Below are 23,768 nucleotides of genomic sequence, written 5' to 3'. Positions count from 1 at the left end.
GATGGGGCTCACCGTTGTGTCCGGCCCCAAGCGGCTGACTCCTCAAACCAGCCGAGCGCGGCGACAGCGTGGATGTCAACTGCGCTGCGCACTTCAATTTGGTGGGTGAAGCAGCCGTGCAGCACGGGCCGGAGGCGGATATCTTCTCACCAGCGTGTTGGGTAGAGTCCCGGCTATGGACGGAAAAGAGACGCTGCATCACTATCTCCGTGTCCGCCGGCAAAACCTGCTGGGCAAGCTGGATGGGCTGAATGAATATGACATCCGCCGGCCCCTGACGCCCACCGGTACGAACCTGCTGGGCCTGGTCAAGCATGTGGCAAGCATGGAGCTCGGCTACTTTGGCGAGGTGTTCGATCGCCCCAGCGGGCGGCACCTGCCGTGGCTGGACGATGACGCAAGCCCCGACGCTGATATGTGGGTGACCGCTGATGAGTCTCGTCAAGACATCATCGAACTGCACCAGTTCGCCGCAGCCCACAGCGACGCAACCATCGAGGCGCTGCCCTCTGACGCCGTCGGCAGCGTTCCATGGTGGCCGGAGGAACGGCGCCACGTCACCCTGCACCAGGTCCTTGTCCATATGCTCGCCGAACGCGCCCAGCATCTGGGCCACGCCGACATCCTGCGCGAACTCATCGACGGCATGGCCGGACAACGCCCGGGGGATCCCAACCTCACCGCGCGCAGTCCTGATGAATGGGCCGCCCACCGGGCCGTCATCGAAGCTGCGGCGAGGCAGGTATGAACACCCGGGACGTTCCTGCACAGGTCGGGGATCTGCCCCCGATTGGCCGGCCCGCAAACAGTGCCCTGCTCCAAGCGGGGATCACTTCGCTGGCTGAGGCAGCTTCACTGGGCCGAAGGAAGCTGCTGGCCATGCACGGCATCGGACCGAAGGCCGTGAGGATCCTCGAAACTGCCGCCGCGGAGCGCGGGCTCACCTTCAAGCCCTGAGGTGCCTCGGTGATCTGGTGCCCTGACTGAAGAGGATGGGGTCCCCGGATATCCTGCGGATAGCCTGGCTTTCAAGGTGTCAGGCGGCCAGTCGCCGGCTAACGCTTCCGGGTACCGCTGAGACGCCGAATTGCGCGGCCTAGCGGATGCTGTTCCGGATTCGCAGTACCCCAAAGACGGCTCCGGCACCAACGGCAGCCACACCGAGGCTGAGCAGGATGGTCCAGCCGTCAAGACCACCCGGCTGGCCCTCAGAAGCTCGGTCAGCGGTCGCCGGTTCGACGGCGGACTGCCCGTGGGAAGATACGCCGCCCGGGAACTGCCCGGCAGACGCCTCAGTGGCCCTGGCTGGCTCCGGCACGGCGCTGCCGCTGACGTTGGCCAGCGCCACCGGTGGCAACACGGCTGCTGCGGCTGCCCCAGGCTGCACGTAACCACCAGCCGAAGCAGGGGGCACGAAGGCCACCGCAGCATCCCGCGGTGCATCCGTCGTGTTGGCCTCTACGGTTGAGGACGATCCGCCTGTGGCCGGCTGAGCAGCGGCATCCGCGGCCCCGGCAGCCATCGCCTCCGCCGCCGCAGCGGCGTGAGATGCGGCATCTGCATCTGTCCCTGCCGCAGCGGCGAATGCAGCGGCAGCAGAAATCCGTGCCTGGATAGCCGCAACGTGCGCCGCAGTCCCCCGGTCGCGCTCTCCGAGGCGGAACTGGCCGGAAGCGATGAAGACGCCGAGCGCGTCCATGGAACCTTCAAGGGCAACCTCAGCGCCGATCCGGACCTCAGGTCCGGCGGTCTCCAGCAGTTGGTAGGCCGCGATCCTGTTGTCCAGCGCCTGAGTCCTGAACACACCGGCCTCAAGGAACTCCCGCACGACCAGGGGGTCGTTGGCCGCGAGCACCTTTTCCGCAGACGACCTCACGTGCGGTGTTCCGGTGGCAAAGTACTGGTACGCCCGCTCTCTGTCGGCCGCGATCTGGTGTGCGTCCGGCGCCGGGGCAGGATTGTCCAGGCGTTCCCGGGCTTCTGCCGCCAGCCGGGCGTCTTCCAACTGCTTGGCGATCGGGGCCTGCGCCAGGCCGAACTCCCGCTCGGCCATCAGGCGCATTGCATCGGCCGAACGGGCGTCCTTCTCGGTTTTCCACGCAGCTTCAGCTGCCCCGGCAGCGGCGTTCGCCGCTTCCCGCGCAGCCTCGGCGGCAACACGCGCACGCCCGGTGGCAGTCGAATCGCCGGGATCGCCGGCCTGCGCCAGGGCCTCAAAAGCAACAGCCTTCTGAGCGCCGGACGTCACTCTTGCCGATCTGGCCTTCTCAACCAGCCCTTCGATCTCCGCTGCCTCGGCATCGTGGCCGGCGGCGACGTACTGTCCGTAGCGGAGAAATTCCCGGATCACTGCAGGCGAATCCGAGTCCAGCGCCAACTGCGCGGCGAGCCTCACTGCCGAAGAGCCGGTATCAATCAGCTGATAGCAGCGAATGCGGTCATCGAGCGCCTGGTCCGCGTACGCCGGGACGGGCGAAAATGCCAGTCCGGCCGTGGCCAGGGTGGCGACGAAGATCACCGTCGTGGCAGCAGTAGCGAGGCTGCGCAGGGCGCGCGGCAGTGCACTAATCAAGATTTCCCCCAAGAGACGTGGAAGCAACTGAACGGAAACAGCGGCCGGGGTGGAATTACGGGAACGCCACCGTGCCGTGTCCGGAGTTAACTGCGAGAAGCTTACCCGACGGTTTGCCCGGCCTTTCCCGGCTGCGCGATGGGCCGAAATTAGACGGTCTGGAATCAAAGACACCAACGGCCCGTGAGGCTCATCACGTCGCTGCCGAAAGTGGTCTGCTGGTTAGCGGCTCCCCTCCCAAAGACGAGAAGGTATTTGTATGCAACCAGCACCATGCCCTGCCAGGCACCACAGTCCTGCCGGGAAACAAACCGCAACGGCCGCCGTCGGAAGCGTCCTTAACCGGGGGTTGAATGTGCGTCACATCCGGTTCATGGCGCTCGGCTCCGCGATCGGCACCGGCCTTTTCTATGGTTCCGCCTCCGCCATCCAGAAGGCCGGCCCGGCAGTCCTGCTGGCATACATCATCGGTGGCGCGGCAGTGTTTATGGTGATGCGGGCCCTGGGCGAAATGGCCGTGAGGCACCCGGTCTCCGGCTCGTTCGGCCAGTACGCGAGCCGCTACCTCGGTCCCCTGGCAGGCTTCGTCACCGGCTGGACGTACGTCTTCGAAATGGCGATCGTGGCTATCGCCGACGTTACCGCCTTCAGTATCTACATGGGCTTCTGGTTCCCGCAGGTGGAGCGCTGGGTGTGGATCCTGGCCATCATCTTTTTCCTCGCTGCGCTGAACCTGCTCAGCGTCAAGGTCTTCGGCGAGTTGGAATTTTGGTTCTCGCTGATCAAAGTGGTGGCCATCATCGCCATGATCGCCGGCGGCGCAGCGATCATTATGTTCGGCTTCCAGGCCGGCGGCTCAACCGTGGCGCCTGGCCTGGGCAACCTTGTGGAGCACGGCGGCTTCTTCCCCTTCGGCTTTGAGGGGCTGCTCGCGTCCTTTGCGGTGGTGATGTTCGCCTTCGGCGGGATCGAGACGCTCGGCATCACGGCCGGCGAGGCAGCGAACCCGAAAAGGGTCATCCCCAAGGCAGTGAACACCGTCCCGGTACGTGTCCTGCTGTTCTACGTCCTGACGCTGGGAGTGCTCATGAGCCTCTTCCCGTGGGATGAAATCGGCAGCAACGGCAGCCCCTTCGTTCAGATTTTCAGCGGACTGGGCATTCCTGCCGCACCCCATATCCTGAACGCGGTGGTCATCACGGCAGCACTCTCCGCCATCAACAGCGACATCTTCGGTGCGGGCCGCATCCTCTTCGGCCTCTCGAGGCAAGGCCACGCACCCGCGGCCTTCGGCAAGGTATCCCGGCACGGCGTCCCCTGGATGACCGTGGTGATGATGGCCGGAATCCTCCTGGTTGGTGTAGTCCTGAACGCCATCATTCCCGAAAACGTCTTTGTCCTCATTGCCTCGATCGCCACGTTCGCAACCGTCTGGGTGTGGGTGATGATCCTTGCTTCCCACGTGGCGATGAAGCGCGAAATCGCGCGTACCGGCCTGCCGGCGTCGGAATTCCCGTCGCCGCTGTGGCCCGCCGCTTCGCTGCTCACCATAGCTTTTATGGCACTGGTGATCGCCGTCCTCGGCGCCTTCGAAGACACCAGGATCGCGCTTTACGTGGGCGGCGCCTGGCTGGCGCTGCTGGTCCTCGCCTACCGGCTGTGGGTCAAGGGTGACGGACGACGCCGGGCCGACCTTGTGGACGAAACCCCGCCGCTTCCGGTGGTCACCGCAGCCCGGGACACCGAAAGCTTGGACACCGAAAGTTTGGGCACCGCCGTGGGCAACAGCCACTAAAGACCACGATCAGGGGGCCAACCCGCCTTTCGGAGTTGGGATCAGGCACGGTTCCACAACCCGTGGGCTCCGCGCCGGTTTGGGCGGCACGCTGGCCTTGACCGGCACCAAGTCCTGGTTGCCCGGCCGTAAGGCAGGGCAACCAGGACTGAGGGACGCTTTCAGGGCCGGCAGGCGCGGCTGCCCGGAAGCGGCTGCCCCGGCGGGAACAACTGCACCCCGGAAGCACCGGTCCCCCCAGCAGGGCTCCCCTGCAGCAGACAGCTACGCAGCGGCGGCAGCCGAGCGGACCGCGTCCGCCAGCGAAGTGGCCGGGCGTCCGATCAGCTTGCGCAGATCGCCGGAACCCACCAGGAGGTCTCCGCGGGCGATCCCCAGGTCCGAGTCGGCGAGGATGTCCGCGAACGCCTCCGGCACGCCAAAGCCGGCCAGCATGCCGGCGTACTCCCGGGCAGGAAGGTCCTGGTAGGAGATGTTCCTGCCGGCCGCGGCACTGATCTCCGCGGCAAGCTCAGCCATGGTGAACGGTTCATCCCCGCCCAGCTCATAGATCCTGCCGGCCTGCCCGTCGGCAACCAGCACTGCGGCCGCCGCATGGGCGTAGTCCACGCGGGACGCTGCGCTGACCCGCCCTTCCCCGGCGCTGCCTGCGATGGCACCCTGCGCGAGGGTGCCGGGCAGCTGGTCGGTGTAGTTTTCCAGGTACCAACCGTTGCGCAGCAGGACGAAAGGAACACCGGATTCCTGCAGAATGGCCTCTGTGGCCTGGTGCTCGGCGGCCAGCTTCATCCCGGTGGTATCCGCGTTGGCGATGCTGGTGTACGCGACCAGCTCCACACCCGCCGCCTTCGCCGCCTCGATGACCGTACGGTGCTGCTCCACCCGCTGGCCGACTTCACTGCCGGAGATGAGCAGCACCTTTGATGCGCCCTGCAAGGCCGCAGCTACAGACGCTGCATTCCCGTAGTCCATGCTCCTGACCCGGACACCGCGGTCCGCCAGGTCTGCGATCTTTTCGATGGAGCGGCCGGCAGCCACGATGTCCTGCGCGGGAACCTTGCGCTCCAGCAGGGCCTCAAGGACGTGGCGGCCCAGCTGGCCGGTTGCTCCGGTGATAACAATGGTCATGATTTACCTTCCGTTCTGCGTCTGTCACGGGGCACAACCAGACAGGTTCCTGATAACTTCCCAGTAGAGAGTACGCACTTTCAAGTAAGGTACTTACATGAAAGTTAGTACCCATGCCCGGACGCCCCATGCAGCCCCCCTTCCTGCCACCCTTGCCGACGGCGTTTTCCCGGCCGGGTGCCCCAGCCGCACCGTCCTGGACCACATCACCAGTAAATGGGGTGTACTGATCCTGCTGGCCCTGTCCGAAGGCGAGCAGCGATGGAGCGACCTGCGACGGCGGGCCGAGGGCGTCAGCGAGAAGATGCTGGCCCAGACCCTCAAGACCCTTGAGCGGGACGGCCTTGTCACGCGGACAGCCCAGCCCGTCATTCCGCCCCGGGTGGACTACAGCCTCACGGAGCGCGGGTACGAATTGAGCGCACTTCTGGTGCCCCTGGTGGCTTGGGCCTTCGAGAACGCGGACGACATCATCAACGGCCAGCGCTGAACGTCAGGCGGAGCGGACCAATAAGGGCAGATGGACCGCCTCCACAGGTACTCGGAGCGGGCCAGTACCGGCGCTTTGAAAATATGAGTACCTGTTACTGGTGTGACTGGTGTGAATAGCGAATAGCTTAGGCGTCAGGTGCCAGCCGGAATTGGAGGGCCGCCCTCACGCTGGGAGCGTTCCGGTTAAACCTGCACCGCCAGGCAGCGGCTGACACGCCGCACGCAAGGAGTTGGTAAGCATGGTCAAAGCCATTGTCCCTGACCTGTCCGCCATGGGACGGCCCGTCAGCCTGACCTCGCTCGTGGCGCGGGCGTGGCGACGGGCACTAAGTGTTTTCAGCCCGCAGTCCCCCTACCGGATCGGGGATGCGGTAGTGGGCGACGATCCCTTCAGGGGCCGGCGGGAGGGTGTGGTGGTATTCCTCCAGGGGACGTCCGCGGGCGTGGATACCGCTCAGGGAGTCTTCTTCTACGACCACCGGCAGCTCAAAAGGCTGGACTAGCCGCAGATGCGGCCGGCCCAGCGGCTGAGAGCTACAGGCAGGCCTGACTAACGGGCGGACCAGCCGCCGTCCATGGTGTAGCTGGCGCCGGTCACCATGCCTGCGTGGTCTGAGGCCAGCCACGCGACCAGTGATGCGACTTCCTCCGGCTCAACGAGCCGCTTGATCGCTGACTCGGTGAGCATCACCTTGGCCAGCACCTCGGACTCCGGGATGCCGTGCACCTGCGCCTGGTCCGCGAGTTGCTTCTCCACCAGGGGCGTGCGCACGTACCCCGGGTTGATGCAGTTGGACGTGACGCCGTGATCCCCGCCTTCGAGCGCTGTGACCTTGCTGAGCCCTTCCAGCCCGTGCTTGGCGGAGACGTAGGCACTCTTGAACGGCGAGGCCCGGATTCCGTGAACCGAGGACACGTTGATGATGCGGCCGAACCCGTTGGTGTACATGTGCGGCAGGGCGGCCCGGATCAGCAGGAACGGCGCCTCCAGCATCAGGGCGATAATCCTGCGGAACTCCACGGGATCGAACTCCTCGATGGGGCTGATGCGCTGGATCCCGGCGTTGTTCACCAGGATGTCGCAGTCCAGGGTCAAGGTGGCGAGCGAGTCCACGTCCAGCAGGTCAATGTTCCAGGCGGTGCCGCCCACCTCGTCGGCTAGGGAGGCAGCACCGGCGGAGTCGACGTCGGCCACCACCACTTTCGCTCCCCGTGCGGCCAGTTCACGGACGCAGGCTGCGCCGATTCCGCTGGCACCCCCGGTGACCAGGGCCTTACGTCCGTTCAAAGTGTTTTCCATCGCAAGCTCCTCGGTGTCCACGGTGACACGTGCTGTGATCCCCAGCACTCATGGCATCACCGAGTATTGCTGCGCAGAGATGCACGTTCAATAGCCAAACCAGCACTAACCGTGTGCACAATTGCAGATATGAAAGCCAACCCGGATGATTTGCTGGTACTCCTCGCCGTGTCCCGCTCTGCAAAATTTACGACGGCGGCCCAGGCCCTGGGACTTAACCACACCACTGTCTCGCGCCGGATAGCGGCGCTGGAGAAGGCTCTCGGCGGACGGGTGCTGGCGCGTGCCACCGGAGGATGGGAGCTGACGGAACTTGGAGCCCGGGCCGTACAGGTGGCCGAGCAGGTGGAAGGGGTGATGGGGACGCTCGGGGCCGCAGGGCAGGCACCCGACCCGATTGCCGGCGTCGTCCGTATGACGGCCACTGACGGGTTCAGCGCGTACATCGCCGCACCTGCCGTGGCGCGGCTGCGCCGCGACCACCCGGGTCTGTGCGTGGAGGTGGTGACCATGACCAGGCGGGCGCTGCAGCAGCGGTCCGGACTGGACATCGAAGTGGTGGTGGGCGAACCGCAGGTGCACCGGGCCGAGGCCGTGCGGCTGGGTGACTACGTGCTGGGGATGTACGCCTCCCGCGCCTACCTGGAGGAGCACGGAACGCCCGCCACTGTGGCTGAGCTCAACGAGCACCCGCTGGTCTACTTCGTTGATTCGATGCTGCAGGTGGATGACCTGGACGCACCGCGCCGGCTGGTGCCTGCCATGCGCGACGGCCTCACCTCCACCAACGTGTTTGTCCACGTGGAGGCGACGCGTGCCGGTGCCGGGATCGGTTTCCTGCCCTGTTTTATGGGCGACCTGCATAACGACCTGGTCCGGCTGCTGCCGTCCGAGGTGGCCGAGCGGCTGCCGTACTGGATGGTGCTGCGGCCGGATTCGCTGCGCCGGCCCGCGGTGGCAGCCGTTGTGCAGGCACTGCGCGAGCAGATGGCCGGGCACCGGGAGTGGCTGCTGGGCCGGGGAAAAACACCATCGGTTGCTCCGTAACTGCCGTTTTGGGCCGCGAAAGCGACAACTACGTGGGCCCACGCCCGCCGGATTCCCTGACCGAGCTTGCGAGGTTAGGGTGCGGGTGGGGAGGGTCATGGCGTACGGGTGATCCCGTTGCGAAGGACCGCACCTGCGCGTCGTCCCACAGATGCGCCGGAACAGCGCCGCCCAGGAGCCTGCGGGCCAGCTTCGGGTCGTCTCCGAAGGGGACATCGCTGCCGGCCATCACCATGTTTCCGTAGCGGCGGCCCTTGAGCATGGCCGGGTCGGCGATGATCATGGTGTGCTTGAAGGCGGCCGCTATGGTGGCGGCGTCCTCACGGGCGTTCTTCAAGTCAGGTGCATCGCCGGAGTTCACCACGTACAGCCCGCCCGGCGCCAGGACGCGCTTGACGTGCTGGTTGAACTCCGCCGTGGTCAGCGGGCGCGGGGTCAGCGCACCGGCGAAAACGTCGCGGATGATGAAGTCCCGGGTTTCGGCGGTCAGCGATTCCGTCACCTCGCGAGCCTCGCCCACCCGCAGGCGCAGCAGCGGCGCCTTGGGCAGATCGAACCAGCCGCGCACGTATTCGGCCAGCTTGCCGTCCAGCTCCACCACCACCTGCCGGGCGTCCGGATAGACAGCGTGGAAGTAGCGGGCCAGGGAGCAGGCGCCACCGCCAAGATGCAAGCCGCGCAGCTTGGGCTTGGTCCCCGCAGGGCCCGACGCCGGCCAGCGTGACTCGATGAGCGCAGCCATCCAGCGCATGTATTCGAAGTCCAGGAACAGCGGATCCGCGAGGTCGATGTGGGAACTCATCACGCCGTTGATCTTCAGGAGCCAGCCCGTGGAGTTGTCCTGGTCTGCTATCAGTTCGCAGTCCCCGGTGTCGATGTAATAGACGCCTTCAACAGGGCCGCTGAACCGCGCTCCCGCCGGAACGTCCACCACTCCCGCCACCGGGCGCATGCCGTTCCGGCCTCCGGACTTTCCGCGTTTTGCCATGATCCGTGCCCCGCTTCAGTCCGTCCAACCAAGTCCAAGGATCAACCTTAGTTGGTGGGCACCGCTCCTTCGCCTTCCCGGATCCGCTTCACCACGGCCGTGGTGGACCGTTCAGCCACGTAATCCAGGATGGCAACCCTTCCGCCGTACTCCTCCACGGCCGGCGTCTCGGCGAGCATCTCCGGGGAGTAGTCCCCGCCCTTGGCGTAGACCTCCGGCCGGAGCTGCGTGATCAACGGAGCCGCGGTGGGTGTGTCGAAGACGGTCACGTAGTCCACGCAGCTCAGTGCGGCCACCACCGCGGCACGGTCCGCCACCCCGTTGATGGGCCGGCCGGAGCCCTTGAGCTTGCGCACGGAGTCGTCGCTGTTCAGCGCCACCACCAGGATGTCCCCCAACTGTTTTGCCTGGTTCAGGTAGCGTGTGTGGCCGCTGTGCAGCACGTCGAAGCAGCCGTTCGTCAGCACAATGCGCTGGCCCTGGACCCGGTGCAGCTCCAGTTGCCGTTGCAGTTCGTCGGCACCAAGCGCAGTGTCAGCGAAGGCCTTGAGGTACCGGCTCAGCTGGCCGGTACTGCAAACGGAGGTGCCCGGCTGGTGCACCACCACGTCCGCGGCCGACTGCGCAAGGTCCAGGCTCGCCGTCAGCGGCAGCCCCGCCGAGCGCGCCAGGGTCAGGGCCGCCACAAACGTGTCGCCGGCCCCGGACGCCTGCTTTTCCGCGGCGGGACGGGCCCACGTACGGTGCGTCACGCCGTCGGGCCTGAGGAGCACGGTGCCGTCACGGTCCAGGGTGACCACCACGGCCCCTGCCCCCGTGGCGTCCAGCAGCGCATCGGCATGCCTGCTGACGGCCTCCACCCTCTCCTGCCCGTCGGGTAGCCGGAGGTCCAGCATCCTCGCCGTTTCCTGCGCGTTCGGCGTCACCAGGTCAGGGCGGAGCGGCGCCCAGGGCCGGGGGTCGTGGGAATCGACCACCAGCAGCGGGCGGTCCCGAGCCCCGGAAACCGGGCCGGCGAGCGCCTCCACCAGGCTTGAGCGGACCGGGTCCGCCAGCACCCCGTTGGCGTAGTCGCAGACCAGCACCGCGTCCCGCTGTTCGACGGCGGCACGCACGGAAGCAGCCAGCGCCGCCAGCGCCTCGGCCGGGACGGCCCTGGCGGAGTCGTCGATGCGGAGCATCACCTGTCCGCCGCTGCTGATCCGGATTTTGGTGGTGGTCACCATGTCCGGGTGGCTGTGCAGGTGGCTGACGTCAATGCCTGCTTCCACCAATTGGTTGCGCAGGTCCATGCCGGCGTCGTCGGTTCCGATAATCCCCGCCACGGAGACCCTTGCCCCGAGGGCGGCCAGGTTCATGGCGGTGTTGGCCGCCCCGCCCGGGACTGACTCGCGGGTCTGAACGTCCACCACCGGCGCGGGGGCTTCGCGGCAGAGCCGTTCGATGCTGCCGCTCCACCAGCCGTCCAGCATCAGGTCGCCGATCACCAGGACCGCCGGCTCCTCAGCCGCCAACCGCCCCGGCAGCCACTCGGACAGCGCTCGCTGGGTGGAAAGGTCCACGTTGCCGGTTTCGGCGGGTATGTCCGCTGGCAGGCCTGCAGGCGTGCTGTCAGTTGAGAAGCCTTCCGGTGACAGGCTCACGACTCGTCCCGCTGTTCAACATCGGAATTTTCAGGTGCGGAGTCCGCTTCCTCCGCGTCAGCAGGTGCCACTGGCGGTGCTTCAATATGCACCACTTTCACCCGGCTGAACTCGTCCAGGAGTTCCGGGCCGTACCCGAAACCGGCACCGCTTTCACCTCGCGGCTGGGCAGCGCCGCCGGGCGCCCCGCCGAACACAGCGTTGATCTTGACGGTTCCCACCGGGAGCGCGGCGACAGCACGCTGGATGTGGGCGATGTTGGCGCTGAGGACGGTGGCGGCCAGGCCGTACCTGCCGCTGCACGCCAGGCGGAGGCCGTCGTCGAACGATTTCACCACCTGCACGGGGGCAACCGGCCCGAAGGTTTCCTCCGTCATGACCTGCATCCCGTCTGTGCAATCCAGCAGCACGGTGGCCGGGTAGAAGGACCCGGGCCCCTCCGGAAGGGTTCCGCCCTCCACAGCCCGTGCTCCCTGCTGCAACGCATCGCCCACCTGGGCGTGGACCTCCGCGCGCATCCGGAGATCAACGAGGGGGGCAACGCTCCCCTTGGTGTTGCGGAGCGCGGCTTCCGCTTCAAGGGCCTTGCAAAACTCGTTGGCGATGTCCTCATGGACGTAGATCCGTTCCACGGCCACGCAGATCTGACCGCTGTTGCTGAACGCACCGATTGCCGCCTGCCCGGCCGCCCAGACCGGGTCCACGTCACGGTCCACCAGCAGCGGATCGTTACCGCCGTTCTCCCGAATGACGTGGGCGCCCGTTACCGCTCCGGCCCTGGCGATCCGGGCGCCGGCCGCGCTGGAGCCCACATGGGCGATGACGTCAACCTCGGACTGGGCCAGAAGCGCGCCGACGCCGGCGCCGCCGGAAACCGTTTGGAACACGCCGGCAGGAAAGGCAGGTGCCAAAACTTCGCCCAGCGCCTCGCCCAGCCGCGGGCAGCGCTCGCTCGGCTTGTGCACCACGGTGTTGCCGGTGGCCAGTGCGGCGCCGATCAGGCCGCAGGCCACCGCCACGGGATCATTCCATGGGGTCAGGACAACAGCCACGCCGCGCGGCTCGGCCACCGTGTAATCGGAGGCAAACCGGTTTCCGCGCAGGCTGTGGCCACGGTGCACCGGCCACAGCTCCGCGTACTGTTCCAACGTGGAAACCCCCGCACCGATGCCGGCGAGGGATTCCTCCACGGGCCGCCCGGTTTCGCCGGCGTTGAGTTCCGCGAGCTCCTGGGCCGCCGCAGCGAGCGCCCTGGCAGCGGCGCGGACTGCCGCACCCCGCACTGCCGGCGCAGTGGAAGCCCAATTCGCTGCCGCGCTCCGGGCCACCTCCAGTGCATGCGATACCGCCTTGGGTTCGGCCTCCGGCACAGTCCAAAGGACCTCACCGGTTCGGGGGTTCCGGATGGTGATGCCGCTGCTGTCAGCGGTTTCCGGACGTGCTGTGGTTTCTGTGGCAATGCTGGGCATGATGTTCCTCCCGTCGGTTCCGGCGTGGGTTGCGTTCAGCCTTTAGGGCCAGGAGCCCTCTTCCTCGTGGCAGATCAGCATTTCGCGGACCTCGCAGCCGGTGGGCTGGTTCAACGCGAACAGGATGGCCTGTGCCGTGTTGGCAGGGTCGTTGAGCCGCGAGTCGTCCTGCGGCTTGTACTGCTCGGTGCGGTCATCAAAGAAGCGCGTTTTCATTCCGCCCGGGATGATGGTGGTCACGCCGATTTCGCCGCCGGTCTCAGCAGCCAGCGCGTGGCTGAAGCCCACCACGCCGAACTTGGACGCGCAGTAGGCGGTGGCATCAGCCACGGCACGCTTGCCCAGCGTGGAGGCGATGGTCACCACCCTTCCGTGCGAGGCTTTGAGGTAAGGCAGCGCGGCACGGACGACCGATACGGTGCCCATCAGGTTGACCCCGATGACCTTTTCCCATTCGGTGGCCTCGACGTCGGCCAGCTTGCCACACCGGTCAATGCCCGCAGCGGTCACCACTGCTTCGAGCCCACCGAGCGATTCGGCGGCTTCCTTGACGGCTGCCTCCACGGCAACCCGGTCCGCGACGTCCACTTCGAAGGCCTTCACCGCGGACACGTTGCTGATATCGCGGTCCAGCACCACAGGCGTGCCGCCGGCCTTCAGGACGGCGTCGACGACGGCGGCCCCGAGTCCGGAGGCACCTCCGGTCACGAGCACGCGGCCGGGTGAATGTGAATCTGCAGTCATGGTGTTCCTTTCAATGGGGAATACAAACTTGTGGTGTGCGGTCAGTTCACCTTGGCGGCGTTCGACTTTTTTGGCTTCAGCTGACCTTGGCGAGGGCATCGGCGAGGCCGGTAGTGGAACGGGCGGGGTGGTACGGCACCGTGAGGCACTGTCCGCCCCAGCTCTCCACCAGGCTGGCCTCCGGCAGGCTGGCACCCTTGTAGTCGCCGCCCTTGACCCAGATGTCGGGGCGCAGGCGTTCGAGGGCTGCCTCGGGGGTGTCTTCGTCGAAGACCATCACTGCGTCCACGCATTCCATGGCCAGGAGCAGTTCGGCCCTGTCGTGCTGGCCGATGATGGGACGCTCCGGACCCTTCAGCCGGCGCACGGAGTCGTCGGAGTTGAGGCAGACGATCAGGCAGTCCCCCAGCTCGCGTGCCGCTGCCAGGGACCGGACGTGCCCGGCATGCAGCAGGTCGAAGCAACCGCCGGTAGCCACTACCTTGCCGCCGCTTTCCCGCACCGCGCGGGCCAGCAGGAGGGGGTCGTTCACGCGCGGCCTGGGCTGCGCAGGTTCCCCGTGGGTCTCGGGAAGGGCAGACACCCCGCCGTTGGCGAGGAAGTCAGCGGCGTCATGGACGGCCAGTTCCGCGGCTTCCACCATGTCCCGTCCTGCCAGAAGGTGGACGGCGAGGCTGGCTGCGAGCCGGTCGCCGGCTCCGCAGGGATCGCCGGCCTCCACCCGCGGCGCGGGAACCGCCTGGGGGCTTTGGCCACGCCGGCACAGGACAGCGCCCTGCTCGCCCTTGGTCACCAGGACGGCCTGGCTGCCCCATTCCTCCAGCAGGACCCCGCCCACCCCGGCGGCAGGATCCCCGGCGGCCGGGCGGCCGGCAGCTGGCTTCCGGCCTCGCGACTGCACGGCCTTTTGGGCTTCCGCCAGGTTGGGCGTCACCACGGCAACTCCCGGTACCGGGTCCGGCCCGGCAGGATGCGGGTCCCACACGATGGGCACGTGACCGGCAAGCCGGGCCAGGAGCTCCCGGAGCTGCGGGTTGGCCGCCAGTCCCCGGCCGTAGTCGGCAACAATGATCACCCCGGCCTTTTCCACTTCGCGGAGCATGGCGGTACTGATCCCGGGGACGGGAGCCTTTTCGCAGCCCTGGTCGAAACGGACCACCGGATGCGAACCGGCCCGCACCCGGGTCTTGACCGGGGTCGGGTGGCCGCTCGGACCCGTCACGAGCCGCACACCGGCGAGGTGCGCTTCAAGCTGCCGCCCGGCGTCGTCATCGCCCAGGACCGTCACCAACGTGACGGGCCAGTTGTCCCCGGCGAGCAGCCGGGCCACCAGCCCGGCGCCGCCGGCACGGCGCTTGATGCCGGACACATCCACCACCGGCACGGGCGCGTCGGGGCTCAGCCGTGTGGCTTCGCCGGAGAGGTCAACGTCCAGCATCACATCGCCCACAACGACGATCCTCATGCCCGGCCCCGCTTCTGCAGTCCTCGGCCCGGCAGGCCCTGGTTCTGCAGGCTCCACGCGTCAGTGGAACTGTGCCGGGCGACTTCCAGGTCAAAGGCCCGGCAGATCGCGTGCAGGGCGATGAGGTGCCCCTCCTGGGCATTGGCGTTGAGGGCATCGATCGTCACGGCCTGGTGGCAGGCATCGGCCAGCGGATTGGGGCCTGCCCCGGTGAGCGCCCAGGTGGTCACGTTCAGGCGTGAGGCAACCTCGGCTGCCCGCAGCAGGTTGGGACTCTTGCCGCTGGTGGACAGCAGAATCAGCACATCGCCGGACCGGCCGTGCGCCCGCACCTGGCGGGCGAAGACGTCGTCGTAGCCGTAATCGTTGGCGATGGCCGTCACCGCTGAGGACTCGGCATGCAGGGAAATGGCGGAAAACGGAACCCGCTCGCCGTCGAACCTGCCCACGAGCTCCGCCGTGAGGTGCTGGGCTTCGGCGGCTGAGCCGCCGTTGCCGGCGGCGAGGAGGCGCTGGCCGCGGAGCAGTCGCTGGGCCAGTTCCACGCCCCAGGCCGCAAGCCGGCCGGACTGGCTCCGCAGCGAATCGAGAGCCGGTATCACGTTGTCCAGGTGAACGCGGACCGCTTCCGCACTGTCCGGGTCCACAAAGGCAGCACCCGGCAGCACTGCAGGCAATGCCTCGGGTGTGGGCAACGTTGGCCGGTCCGCTTCCCGCAGGGACGATTCCGCAGTCATAGTGCCGCTCCTTCCATCGGGACAACGCCGGCGGCAGCTCCGGCCACCGCCAGCTGATACGCCTTTTCGGTTTCGGCCGCCACCCGGTCCCAGGAGTACCGGGTGCGGGCACGCTTTTTGCCTGCGCTGCCGAGCTCAGCCCGCAGCGTGGGGTTCTCCAGCAGCAGCGCGAGCGCGGAGGCGATGGCCTCGGGGTCCCGCGGCGGCACGTGCAGTCCGGTTCCGTGGTCAACCACGGTGTCGCGCAGGCCTCCCACTGCGGCAGCAACCACCGGAACGCCGCAGGCCATGGCCTCGAGCGGGACAATGCCGAAGGGTTCGTACCAGGGGGCGCACACCACGGCATCGGCGCTGCGGAAGATCCCGGGCATCTCCCCGCGGGGCACCTGGCCCTGCAGGCTCACCTGGTCCGAAACACCCAGTTCTGCTGCAAGGTCCATCAGGCGGCGCACCTCGGGGTCTGCATGGAGTGCACCGGAGTCTCCGCCGCCGCCCACAATCAGGAGTTCGACGTCGTCAAAGCCCGCCGCGCGCAGGTGCGGGAGCGCCCGGATCACCAGGTCCACGCCCTTGCGCGGAACCAGGCGGCCCACAGAAAGGATGCGGTGCGTGCGCTTCCCGGCGGCTGCGGGCCCCTCGTCGGAAAAGAAGCCAAGGTCCACACCGCACGGGGCGATGGAAATCTTGCCGGTGTCGATTCCCATGGCCTTGAGTTCGAAGACCTCGTCGGAGCACGTGGCAACGATCCGGTCCGCGGACCGCCCCACGCCGGGCTCCAGCCAGCGGCGCTCCAGCGGGCTGGTGTCCTCAGCGCCCTGGTGCCGCCGCTTGACGGTGCCCAGCGCGTGGAAGGTCTGGATGACCGGCACCCGCCAGCCCTGGTCCGGCCGGCGCGCCGCGTCCAGCGCCGCGAGGCCGGACATCCAGAAATGCCCGTGCACCACGTCCGGCGGCCGCTGGCTCCAGTCCCCGGCCACGCCGTCGGCAAGTTCGCCCATGTAGGGCAGCAGTTCGTCCTTGGGAACATGGCGCGCCGGGCCGGCGTCCACATGGACCACTTCGAGGCGGCTCCCCACGCGGACCCTGGCCGGGAGCTCCGTTGCATCCCCGCGTGTGTAAACAGTCACGTGGTGGCCCCGCCTGGCCAGGGCTTCGGACAGCGCGGCAACGTGCACATTCTGCCCGCCGGCATCCACCCCGCCCAAAGCCGCCAGCGGACTGGCGTGCTCGGAAATCATGGAGATCTTCATGGCGTCTTCCTCTCTCGCGCTGGAACAAGGATCTTCCCGTCCAAACGATCGTTATCGGAGTGCCGGGCCCGGCCGCCCAGGTCGGCCAGGAGCTCATCCCAGCGGTCCTGGAACTTGCCCAGGCCGTAGCGTTCCAGTGCAGCCTCACGGGCGGCAACGCCCCGCCGTCGGGCTTCATCCGGGTTGGCGACCAGCTGACGTGCGCAACGGAGCAGCTCATCCACGTCGGCGGAAACGGCGCCCGCCTCCGGCGGCACTGCCCGCGGCGCTTCGGTTGCCGCCAGCACCACCACCGGCATGCCCAGGTGCATGGCCTCCAGCAGGGACAATCCCAGGGAAGTCCAGCGCATGGGGTGCACATAAACGCGGCAGCGGGCGAGCTCACGGTGCAGCTGCGGGGTCTTCAGGTCGCCGCGTACCGTCAGCCTGGACCCGTCAATCCCGGCAGCGGCGCCCAGACCGTCAGTCTTCATGCCGAAGACCTGCAGCGGCGCCACCGATGCAAAGGCGGGCAGCAGGTCGGTACCGGTGACACGGCCGCGGCGGATGGGCTCGTTCACCACAACTCCCAGTTCCGGCAGTTCCCCCGTGTAGAGCTGACCAGGGTCGGGGATGCCGTGTTCGATCACCAGGCTGCGGGCTGAGCCGTTGTCCCAGGCCAGCTTGTTGAAATGGGTTACGTGCACCAGGGGGATGCGGTCCTGGTCCGCGAGCGGGTGCCGCGCGAACGGAAAGTCAACCTTCGGGGTGTTGTGCTCCAGGTACACGGCCGGCAGGTCCATGCCTGGCCTGCGCCCCAGCAACCTGGCAACTTCGTCAATTTCCTCGGGACGTTGAAGGACGACGGCGTCCACGGCCTCGGCGTCGAGCGTTGCCAGGTCCACCTCCCGCACTGATGCGGGCCAGTCCCTGCCGGCACGGCCAAGCCCCCAGGCACCACCCTCGGGCAGGACGGGAAGGAGGTACTCATGACGGCCGCGGACGAAGGCGTCGGTCCAGGAACCGTGGACATGCCAGAGCAGGATTCTCATCTGTTGCGGGCCTTTCTACGGGTGCTGACGTGGGTGCTGAAGGAGCTGACCCCGCCGATCAGACGTTCGACGGCCGCCACCACCTCCTCAGGCGAAACGGAGTCCAGGCAGGGGTGGCCGGGAACGGGGCAGACACGGGCACGGCTCATCCGGCAGGCAGCGTTCTGGTCGCCGAGCAGCTCCAGTGAAACCCCGTACGGCGCCCAGCGGATGGCCGGAACCACGGGCGAAAAAAGGCAGGCAACGGGTGTGCCCACGGCTGCTGCGAGGTGCGCGGGCCCGGTATTGCCAGTGACCACGGCCTCCGCACCCGCCATGACTCCGGCCAGGGTGTGCAGGTCCGTGCGCCCGCCAAGGTCCAGGGCGGAAGGCCCCGCTACCGTGGCGGTCAGCGAGGTCTCCCCGGGACCGCCGGTCACCACCACGCGGTAGCCGGCGCCCTGGAGGAGTTCGACGGCGGCCGCGTGGTGCAGCGGCGGCCATGCCCGGGCGGGGACGGCGGCTCCGGGGTGGACCACCACATAGGGGTCTTCACCTACCAGTCCGCGGGCGTCGGGGACGGACGTGAGGCGGAGTTTCCCGTCGTCGCCCTGCGGCAGGCGGAATCCTCCTGCCTCCGCGATGCCCAATGCGCGTTCGGCCTCGGGCTGGTCCTCCGGGAAGTCTTCACCGGGTTTGAGCCGGACATCAAGGAGGGAGCCCGCATAATCGGTGGACGCTCCGGTGATTCGTTCGACGCCGGCCAGCCGGAGAAGCAGGGCCAGCGGCAGGGGTGACTGGTGGAAGGAGGTGAGGATAACCGCTTCGGTGATCCTGGAGTTCCGTACGTACTCGATGAGCCTGTCAGCGTGCGGGCCGGTCATCTTGGGCGCGGGATTCATTATCCACGGGCTGTCCCAGCTGTAAACCTCCGCGGCGCCCGGCAACATGCCCGCCGCCGCCTCGCCTTGCCTGCCGCAGAGCATCACCACATGGTTCGGCCGACTGCCGTCCGGAAACCGCCCGTTGGCCACGGCCCGCACGGCGGGTCCGGCCAGGAGGACGTCGCCCATGCTGTCCAGGCGTGCCACCAGGACGCGGCCCATCAGGGCCACACCGACAGGAGCGAGACGGCCTCGGCCAGGTTCCGGGCCACCAGTGGGGCCTCTGCCACTTCTTCGGCCCGGGTTACCGGTGTTGGCACCAGGACACCGGTGGCTCCGGCCGCTTCGGCGGCACGGACGTCGGCACCGATATCGCCGATGAGTGCCGCTTCCGATTCCTGGATGCCGAGCTTCCGGCAGGCGCTGTGCACCATTCCGGGTTCAGGCTTGCGGCAGGCGCAGCCATCCTGTTCGGCATGGGGACAGACCTCCCACACATCGAAGGGACCCAGAAGTTCCTCGATCCGGGCGTTGACGTCGGCCACGTTGGCGGCGGTGATCAGGCCGCGGGCAATGCCCGATTGGTTGCTGATGACTCCAGTCGCGATACCGTCGGCGCGGAGTGCATCCAGGACTGCCTTGGCACCGGGCATCGGGGTGACCAGGCCGGGGTCCCCGTTGTAGGGCACATCAACCACCAGGGTTCCATCCCGGTCGAACAGGACAGCGCGGAGCTTGGACGATTCGGAGCTTCCCATACCCTCCCTGTTCCCCACTGCTATTGCCCCTAAACAGGGGCCACTGGTTTTTTCGCCTTTCAGCTGGTGAAAGGGCCGGGCGTTTGAACAGGCAAGATAGGCCCGCTGAGCTCTCTCCAGTCAGTCCGGAGCCTGCTCCCGCCGGCGGGAGGGCCAGCGTTGCGTCCCGGCCGCTCCTGGTCTGGGGCGCCGCTACGGCGGGCAGGAACCGGACCGGAAACTCCGGGGCCGGCGGACTGGCGGGCTGGAAGGTGTGGAGCCCGTGGCGCGCTCCTGTTCCCCACCCAGGCCGTCTCCCCGGGTGCTGCTGAGGAGCCTGCGCTGGAGTTCAACGAGCACCCGGGCCAGCCGCCGCGAAACCTGCATCTGCGACATTCCCAGCCGCTTCCCCAGCTGGACCTGGGTTTCCTCACAAAAATAGCGGCGGTAGAGAAGTTCCCTGTCCGCGGCATCCAGGTCCTGCATCGCCTCCCGCAGGCAGGCGAGGTCCTCCAGTCGCTCCAGGGGTGTCTCAGGGCAGGCGAGCAGGTCGCCGATCGACGGCGCGTCGCTGTGGGGGTTCGCCGCGTCGAGGGAGTCCGGGTGCATGCTGCTGGACGCCGAAATGGCTTCCTGGACGTCAGCGGCCTCCGCCTCCAGCTCAGTGGCAAGTTCGGCCACACTGGGATTCCTGCCCAAGGACTGCACCAGTTCCGGTTCAACCCGGAACATCCTGGTGCGAAGGTCCTGGATGTGCCGGGGCGGCCGGACCACCCACGTGCGGTCACGCAGGTATCGCTTCAGCTCCCCTGCGATGGTGGGAGCGGCATAGGCAGGGAAGCTTTCCCCCTTGGTCTGGTCGAAGCCCCTGGCGGCCTTGACCAGGCCGAGATAGGCCACCTGGTTCAGGTCTGCCCGTTCCCGGCCCCGGGCTTCGAAGCGGGCGGCCAAGCTCTCAGCAAGGTCAAGGTAGCTCAGGACCAGGTCATTTTCGAAGGTCTCCCGCAACCGCCCGGGCTGGGCGTCGGAGCGGTTGTCCTTCATGGATTCCAGGCACGGCTCCTGGACAGGCGTAACGTCCACGGCAAGCGCGGAAAAAGATTCGTGCATTGTCGTTGGTTCCCTCGGTCAGGTTCCGAAAGCCTGCGGCAAGACTTAGCCATAGGAAATCATAAGGTTGCTTATAAAACAATCCTTGGCGGCATTAGGCTCGACATGTAAGACGCAACCGCTCATTCCTGCCAAGGAGTCTTTGCCATGCACATCGCCGTTATCGGAGCCAGCGGAAACGCAGGAACAGCACTGCTGCGGAACCTGCAGGGCCAGCTCGCCGGGAAGCCGGGAAGCCTGCAATTGACAGGAATCAGCAGGCGCCTGCCGGACACCTCACGCGCCCCCTATGCCGGCGTAAAGTGGCACACGCTCAATGTTGGCCTGGAACACGACCGGCCGAAGCTGGAATCGGCGTTGGCAGGGGTGGATTCCGTTGTCCACCTGGCCTGGCAAATCCAGCCGAACCGGGATCTGGACCAGCTGTACCGGACCAACGTCACCGGAACGGCCAATGTCCTGGCGGCCGCGAAGAAGGCCGGGGTCAAGCAGATCGTCTGCGCGTCATCGATCGGCGCCTACAGCAAGGGCCCCAAGGACCGGCGCACGGATGAGTCCTGGCCCGTGCAGGGCATGGCCGGTTCACACTACAGCCGGCATAAGGCGGCGCAGGAAAAACTCCTGGACGAATTTGCGGCGGCCGAGCCGGGCATCGCCGTCGCCAGGCTCCGGCCAGGGTTAATCTTCCAGCGCGACGCCGGGAGCGAGATCGGCCGGTATTTCCTGGGGCCGCTGATTCCCCGGCTCCTGCCAAGGCGGCCACGGCTGCCGCTGCTGCCCGCTCCGGACAGCCTGGTTTTCCAGGCGGTCCACGCGGACGATGTTGCCGAAGCCTACTGGCGGGTCATCGACCAGCGGGCTTCCGGAGCCTTCAACGTGGCGGCCGAGCCGGTCATCACCCCGCAGGAACTTGCCAGGATTCTGCGGGCACACAGAATCCTGCCCATCCCCATGGGTCTGCTGCACCGGGCAGTTGGCCTTGCCTGGCGGCTCCGGCTGATACCCACCGACTCCGGCTGGGTGGAGATGGCAGCGGGAGTCCCCGTCATGGATACCGGGCGCGCCCAACGGATCCTGGGCTGGGAACCGAAGACCTCGTCATTAGCTGCAATTCTTGACGTGCTCGACGGCATGGGGACGGGGGAAGGAGTTACTCCCTCCCCCGTCCTGAAGCCGAGGCCCGGCATTCCAGCCAAGAGCTAGGGCCGCCACGCCGGAGGGCAGGTACCGCGGCCCGCAGCTTAGATGCCGGAGCGCGGATTGTCCCGATCCACGTGGGAACCGCCCTGAGTATCCGCACCGTCGTCGCGCCGGTCATCGCGGGCGACGGAATGACGATCCGCGCTGTCGTCCCGGCGGTCATCACGGGCACCGTCACGGGCCCCGCCGCCGCGGGCATTGTCAGCAGCATCCCGGGCCGCATTGCCGGCGTTAGTGGCGCCCCGGTTGGCGCCGTCGCGGTCCCCCTTAACGTCGGGGTCGAGCTCGTCCGCTTTCCGCGTCCGTTCGCTGACGTCATCACGGAGCGTCTTGGCCTCTGTGGCCTGCTGGTCTGCCTGCTGCCGCAGCCGGGCAGCTTCAACCTGCGCCTGCTCTGCATCCGCCCTGGCGCGCGTCGCCTTCGCTTCGCGCTCCCGGGCATCGAGTTCCCTGTCCTTGGCCTCACGACGGATTTCCGCGGCCTTCTCGCGATGTGCATCGTCCCGCTTTTGCTGAATCGCCTTGCGTCGCCGTCCCGTTGCGAGCAGCAGCAGCACAATCAGCACCACCACAATCACGGCGATCAACACCCAAACCCACGGAGCTATTTCCAAATTACCCACCACTTCCACTTCGATGTGACCGGTCCGGCGGAGGCCATTCCGGCTGACATTTCGGAACTGTTTATAACTCGCTTAGCAAGCGTACTTACCTTTTATTAGTAATCATGCTTATTATTTTAGGGCCAGTATCGCTGGTTCTTGATCAACAACCGGCCTTCTTGGAAAGAGAGAGCGAAGATGACAGAGAACCAATGGCCCGAGGATCCCGCTTACACGGCTCCCCCGGCCTCTACAGGAATTCCGGGCGAGCGAAGCGCCACCACTTTCCCGTCCGCCGCCACTCCACCCTACGGTGACGCCCCCATCGGTGATGCCTCCGGGTCATCCCGCAAGGACGCAGCGAAGGAAGAAGCAGCAGATGTAGCACGCACCGCGAAGGGCTCCGCGCAGAACGTGGCCCAGACGGCAAAGGAAGAAGCAGCACACGTCGCCTCGGAGGCTAAGTCCAGCGCGAAGGACCTGCTGTCCCAGGCGAAGTCCGGGCTCTCCAGCCAGGCAGGTACGCAGCAGCAGAAGGCCGCTGAAGGCATTCGGACCATCTCCAGCCAGCTTCAGAGCATGGCCAGCGCCCCGGACCAGCAGGGTGTCGCCAGCGACCTGATCCGGCAGGCTGCCCAGCGCAGCGAATCCGTGGCTTCCTGGCTCGAGAACAAACAGCCAGGCGACCTCCTCGGCGAAGTCCAGCGGTTCGCCCGCAACAAGCCAGGCACCTTCCTCCTGCTCGCCGCCGGCGCCGGCGTCCTCGCGGGCCGCCTGACCCGTGGCCTCACCGCAGGTACCACCGCAACCTCATCCACCTCCGGCAATGCCGGCACGGCAGGTCTCGCCGGCCAGTACTCCGGCAGCCCATACGGCGACCAGTACACCGAGGGATACAGCCCCGCCGGCGGAACCGTCCCGCCTCCCCCGGTCCAGCTCCCCGGCCCGGCCACTACTACTGCTGGTTACGACGGCGGCGCTCCCGGCACCGCGTACCCGGACGCTGCGCGACCCGCCAGCCCGCTGGACAGCCCCCAGCTGGTCGAAGAACCATGGTCCGGCAACCAGATTGCCGATGACCCCCTTGGCGACCGCAGGCTTGCCGATGATCCCCTGGCCGACGATCCCCTCACCCGGGACCGCCGCGCGGACGGCCAGTCAGGCAGGTTCTGATGAGTAGTTCCATTCCCGAACCGCCGCCGAGTGCGGCGCATGTGAAGGCGGATAACGCGTCGTTGGGTGAGTTGCTGGGTGATGTCACCCGGGACCTGTCCACCCTGATGCGCCAGGAGGTCGAGCTGGCCAAGGCCGAACTGAAGGAATCCGCCACCAAGGCAGGCAAAGGCTCCGGCATGCTCGCCGGCGCCGGCGTGGCCGGGCACTTTGTCCTGGTCTTCCTGTCCCTGGCCCTCATGTTCGCCCTCGGCGCGCTGATTCCGCTGGGCTGGGCCGCCGTGATCGTCGCCGTAATCTGGGGCATCATCGCCGCGGTCCTGGCCTCGATCGGCCGCAAGGAACTCAAGCAGATCAAGGGCATTCCGCAGACCAGCGAGACACTCTCCGAAATCCCCCCAACCCTAAAACCAGGTGAGGTA

General features: G+C 67.2%; 24 protein-coding genes. 9 read left to right on the top strand and 15 right to left on the bottom strand.

The genetic code is table 11. From position 1 onward, the window contains the following. The first annotated feature begins 175 nt into the window (after positions 1 to 175). Together ACFVYC_RS19620 and ACFVYC_RS19615 are read left to right on the top strand one after the other, a co-directional pair. Positions 176 to 748, top strand: coding sequence for a DinB family protein (locus tag ACFVYC_RS19620; RefSeq protein ID WP_387553412.1), 573 nt, complete (start codon positions 176 to 178; stop codon positions 746 to 748). Next, positions 745 to 957, top strand: a complete 213-nt coding sequence (locus ACFVYC_RS19615) for a hypothetical protein (protein WP_387553410.1) — start codon at positions 745 to 747, stop codon at positions 955 to 957. The genes ACFVYC_RS19620 and ACFVYC_RS19615 overlap by 4 nt, the downstream gene beginning before the upstream one ends. A gap of 139 nt (positions 958 to 1,096) precedes the next feature. On the opposite strand, the gene ACFVYC_RS19610 is transcribed toward ACFVYC_RS19615, so the two are convergent. After that, on the bottom strand, positions 1,097 to 2,572 hold the full coding sequence (locus tag ACFVYC_RS19610; RefSeq protein ID WP_387553408.1) for an ALF repeat-containing protein: 1,476 nt from the start codon (positions 2,570 to 2,572) through the stop codon (positions 1,097 to 1,099). A gap of 259 nt (positions 2,573 to 2,831) precedes the next feature. Here ACFVYC_RS19610 and ACFVYC_RS19605 point away from each other — a divergent pair, with 259 nt between their 5' ends. Then, positions 2,832 to 4,367, top strand: coding sequence for an amino acid permease (locus ACFVYC_RS19605; protein ID WP_387553406.1), 1,536 nt, complete (start codon positions 2,832 to 2,834; stop codon positions 4,365 to 4,367). Between the two features lie 264 nt (positions 4,368 to 4,631). On the opposite strand, the gene ACFVYC_RS19600 is transcribed toward ACFVYC_RS19605, so the two are convergent. Beyond that, entirely contained in the window at positions 4,632 to 5,495 is an 864-nt protein-coding gene (locus ACFVYC_RS19600) for an SDR family oxidoreductase (protein WP_387553404.1), read from the bottom strand. 97 nt (positions 5,496 to 5,592) lie between these two features. On the opposite strand from ACFVYC_RS19600, the gene ACFVYC_RS19595 reads away from it, so the two are divergent. Both ACFVYC_RS19595 and ACFVYC_RS19590 read left to right on the top strand, forming a co-directional pair. Then, the gene (locus ACFVYC_RS19595) at positions 5,593 to 5,985 is read left to right on the top strand and encodes a winged helix-turn-helix transcriptional regulator (protein ID WP_387553402.1); all 393 of its coding nucleotides are present in this window, start codon (positions 5,593 to 5,595) and stop codon (positions 5,983 to 5,985) included. 241 nt (positions 5,986 to 6,226) lie between these two features. Continuing rightward, a complete protein-coding gene (locus ACFVYC_RS19590; RefSeq protein ID WP_387553401.1) occupies positions 6,227 to 6,490 on the top strand; it encodes a hypothetical protein in 264 nt (87 codons plus the stop codon). A gap of 47 nt (positions 6,491 to 6,537) precedes the next feature. Here ACFVYC_RS19590 and ACFVYC_RS19585 read toward each other — a convergent pair whose 3' ends face one another. Then, positions 6,538 to 7,287, bottom strand: a complete 750-nt coding sequence (locus ACFVYC_RS19585) for a 3-hydroxybutyrate dehydrogenase (protein WP_387553399.1) — start codon at positions 7,285 to 7,287, stop codon at positions 6,538 to 6,540. A 129-nt stretch (positions 7,288 to 7,416) separates the two neighbouring features. Here ACFVYC_RS19585 and ACFVYC_RS19580 point away from each other — a divergent pair, with 129 nt between their 5' ends. Next, positions 7,417 to 8,334 carry a LysR family transcriptional regulator gene (locus ACFVYC_RS19580; RefSeq protein ID WP_387553397.1) on the top strand — a complete coding sequence of 306 codons (918 nt, stop codon included), beginning with the start codon at positions 7,417 to 7,419 and terminating at the stop codon, positions 8,332 to 8,334. Between the two features lie 28 nt (positions 8,335 to 8,362). Here ACFVYC_RS19580 and ACFVYC_RS19575 read toward each other — a convergent pair whose 3' ends face one another. From ACFVYC_RS19575 to ACFVYC_RS19525, 11 genes are all read right to left on the bottom strand, one after another. Then, positions 8,363 to 9,322, bottom strand: coding sequence for a spermidine synthase (locus tag ACFVYC_RS19575; RefSeq protein ID WP_387553395.1), 960 nt, complete (start codon positions 9,320 to 9,322; stop codon positions 8,363 to 8,365). Positions 9,323 to 9,369: 47 nt separating this feature from the next. Continuing rightward, on the bottom strand, positions 9,370 to 10,905 hold the full coding sequence (gene rfaE2 / locus ACFVYC_RS19570) for a D-glycero-beta-D-manno-heptose 1-phosphate adenylyltransferase (RefSeq protein WP_387553517.1): 1,536 nt from the start codon (positions 10,903 to 10,905) through the stop codon (positions 9,370 to 9,372). A 56-nt stretch (positions 10,906 to 10,961) separates the two neighbouring features. Next, positions 10,962 to 12,434 (bottom strand): aldehyde dehydrogenase family protein, encoded by a 1,473-nt coding sequence (locus ACFVYC_RS19565; RefSeq protein WP_387553393.1) that lies wholly within the window; start codon positions 12,432 to 12,434, stop codon positions 10,962 to 10,964. 42 nt (positions 12,435 to 12,476) lie between these two features. Beyond that, entirely contained in the window at positions 12,477 to 13,178 is a 702-nt protein-coding gene (locus ACFVYC_RS19560) for an SDR family oxidoreductase (RefSeq protein ID WP_387553391.1), read from the bottom strand. 76 nt (positions 13,179 to 13,254) lie between these two features. Then, positions 13,255 to 14,643, bottom strand: coding sequence for a PfkB family carbohydrate kinase (locus ACFVYC_RS19555; protein ID WP_387553389.1), 1,389 nt, complete (start codon positions 14,641 to 14,643; stop codon positions 13,255 to 13,257). Beyond that, positions 14,640 to 15,380 (bottom strand): SIS domain-containing protein, encoded by a 741-nt coding sequence (locus ACFVYC_RS19550; RefSeq protein WP_387553387.1) that lies wholly within the window; start codon positions 15,378 to 15,380, stop codon positions 14,640 to 14,642. Before ACFVYC_RS19550 ends, ACFVYC_RS19555 begins: the two co-directional genes overlap by 4 nt. Beyond that, a complete protein-coding gene (locus ACFVYC_RS19545) occupies positions 15,377 to 16,630 on the bottom strand; it encodes a glycosyltransferase (protein WP_387553385.1) in 1,254 nt (417 codons plus the stop codon). The genes ACFVYC_RS19550 and ACFVYC_RS19545 overlap by 4 nt, the downstream gene beginning before the upstream one ends. Then, entirely contained in the window at positions 16,627 to 17,661 is a 1,035-nt protein-coding gene (locus ACFVYC_RS19540) for a glycosyltransferase (protein WP_387553383.1), read from the bottom strand. Before ACFVYC_RS19540 ends, ACFVYC_RS19545 begins: the two co-directional genes overlap by 4 nt. After that, a complete protein-coding gene (locus ACFVYC_RS19535) occupies positions 17,658 to 18,746 on the bottom strand; it encodes a glycosyltransferase family 9 protein (RefSeq protein ID WP_387553515.1) in 1,089 nt (362 codons plus the stop codon). Before ACFVYC_RS19535 ends, ACFVYC_RS19540 begins: the two co-directional genes overlap by 4 nt. Beyond that, positions 18,746 to 19,282: a D-glycero-alpha-D-manno-heptose-1,7-bisphosphate 7-phosphatase gene (locus tag ACFVYC_RS19530; RefSeq protein ID WP_387553381.1), complete on the bottom strand. Its 537-nt coding sequence runs from the start codon at positions 19,280 to 19,282 to the stop codon at positions 18,746 to 18,748. The genes ACFVYC_RS19535 and ACFVYC_RS19530 overlap by 1 nt, the downstream gene beginning before the upstream one ends. Positions 19,283 to 19,474: 192 nt before the next feature. Continuing rightward, positions 19,475 to 20,371 (bottom strand): sigma-70 family RNA polymerase sigma factor, encoded by an 897-nt coding sequence (locus ACFVYC_RS19525; RefSeq protein ID WP_387553379.1) that lies wholly within the window; start codon positions 20,369 to 20,371, stop codon positions 19,475 to 19,477. Positions 20,372 to 20,518: 147 nt separating this feature from the next. Between ACFVYC_RS19525 and ACFVYC_RS19520 the strand changes: the two genes are divergently transcribed. Then, positions 20,519 to 21,574: an NAD-dependent epimerase/dehydratase family protein gene (locus ACFVYC_RS19520; protein WP_387553377.1), complete on the top strand. Its 1,056-nt coding sequence runs from the start codon at positions 20,519 to 20,521 to the stop codon at positions 21,572 to 21,574. A 38-nt stretch (positions 21,575 to 21,612) separates the two neighbouring features. On the opposite strand, the gene ACFVYC_RS19515 is transcribed toward ACFVYC_RS19520, so the two are convergent. Further along, on the bottom strand, positions 21,613 to 22,185 hold the full coding sequence (locus tag ACFVYC_RS19515; protein WP_387553375.1) for a hypothetical protein: 573 nt from the start codon (positions 22,183 to 22,185) through the stop codon (positions 21,613 to 21,615). A 186-nt stretch (positions 22,186 to 22,371) separates the two neighbouring features. On the opposite strand from ACFVYC_RS19515, the gene ACFVYC_RS19510 reads away from it, so the two are divergent. Further along, on the top strand, positions 22,372 to 23,346 hold the full coding sequence (locus tag ACFVYC_RS19510; protein ID WP_387553373.1) for a hypothetical protein: 975 nt from the start codon (positions 22,372 to 22,374) through the stop codon (positions 23,344 to 23,346). Next, positions 23,346 to 23,768 (top strand): phage holin family protein (locus ACFVYC_RS19505; protein ID WP_387553371.1); only part of this gene is annotated, 423 nt, incomplete at its 3' end. The genes ACFVYC_RS19510 and ACFVYC_RS19505, both read left to right, overlap by 1 nt.

The organism is Pseudarthrobacter sp. NPDC058329, from assembly GCF_042879835.1.
GTDB lineage: Bacteria > Actinomycetota > Actinomycetes > Actinomycetales > Micrococcaceae > Arthrobacter.
This window is presented reverse-complemented; position numbering and strand designations above follow the sequence as displayed.

Bases quoted from the DNA above. Each gene is read 5' to 3' on its own strand.
- ACFVYC_RS19620 (WP_387553412.1), top strand. From the start codon at position 176: ATGGACGGAAAAGAGACGCTGCATCACTATCTCCGTGTCCGCCGGCAA.
- ACFVYC_RS19615 (WP_387553410.1), top strand. From the start codon at position 745: ATGAACACCCGGGACGTTCCTGCACAGGTCGGGGATCTGCCCCCGATT.
- ACFVYC_RS19605 (WP_387553406.1), top strand. From the start codon at position 2,832: ATGCAACCAGCACCATGCCCTGCCAGGCACCACAGTCCTGCCGGGAAA.
- ACFVYC_RS19600 (WP_387553404.1), bottom strand. From the start codon at position 5,495: ATGACCATTGTTATCACCGGAGCAACCGGCCAGCTGGGCCGCCACGTC.
- ACFVYC_RS19595 (WP_387553402.1), top strand. From the start codon at position 5,593: ATGAAAGTTAGTACCCATGCCCGGACGCCCCATGCAGCCCCCCTTCCT.
- ACFVYC_RS19590 (WP_387553401.1), top strand. From the start codon at position 6,227: ATGGTCAAAGCCATTGTCCCTGACCTGTCCGCCATGGGACGGCCCGTC.
- ACFVYC_RS19585 (WP_387553399.1), bottom strand. From the start codon at position 7,287: ATGGAAAACACTTTGAACGGACGTAAGGCCCTGGTCACCGGGGGTGCC.
- ACFVYC_RS19580 (WP_387553397.1), top strand. From the start codon at position 7,417: ATGAAAGCCAACCCGGATGATTTGCTGGTACTCCTCGCCGTGTCCCGC.
- ACFVYC_RS19575 (WP_387553395.1), bottom strand. From the start codon at position 9,322: ATGGCAAAACGCGGAAAGTCCGGAGGCCGGAACGGCATGCGCCCGGTG.
- ACFVYC_RS19565 (WP_387553393.1), bottom strand. From the start codon at position 12,434: ATGCCCAGCATTGCCACAGAAACCACAGCACGTCCGGAAACCGCTGAC.
- ACFVYC_RS19560 (WP_387553391.1), bottom strand. From the start codon at position 13,178: ATGACTGCAGATTCACATTCACCCGGCCGCGTGCTCGTGACCGGAGGT.
- ACFVYC_RS19555 (WP_387553389.1), bottom strand. From the start codon at position 14,643: ATGAGGATCGTCGTTGTGGGCGATGTGATGCTGGACGTTGACCTCTCC.
- ACFVYC_RS19550 (WP_387553387.1), bottom strand. From the start codon at position 15,380: ATGACTGCGGAATCGTCCCTGCGGGAAGCGGACCGGCCAACGTTGCCC.
- ACFVYC_RS19545 (WP_387553385.1), bottom strand. From the start codon at position 16,630: ATGAAGATCTCCATGATTTCCGAGCACGCCAGTCCGCTGGCGGCTTTG.
- ACFVYC_RS19540 (WP_387553383.1), bottom strand. From the start codon at position 17,661: ATGAGAATCCTGCTCTGGCATGTCCACGGTTCCTGGACCGACGCCTTC.
- ACFVYC_RS19535 (WP_387553515.1), bottom strand. From the start codon at position 18,746: ATGGGCCGCGTCCTGGTGGCACGCCTGGACAGCATGGGCGACGTCCTC.
- ACFVYC_RS19530 (WP_387553381.1), bottom strand. From the start codon at position 19,282: ATGGGAAGCTCCGAATCGTCCAAGCTCCGCGCTGTCCTGTTCGACCGG.
- ACFVYC_RS19525 (WP_387553379.1), bottom strand. From the start codon at position 20,371: ATGCACGAATCTTTTTCCGCGCTTGCCGTGGACGTTACGCCTGTCCAG.
- ACFVYC_RS19520 (WP_387553377.1), top strand. From the start codon at position 20,519: ATGCACATCGCCGTTATCGGAGCCAGCGGAAACGCAGGAACAGCACTG.
- ACFVYC_RS19510 (WP_387553373.1), top strand. From the start codon at position 22,372: ATGACAGAGAACCAATGGCCCGAGGATCCCGCTTACACGGCTCCCCCG.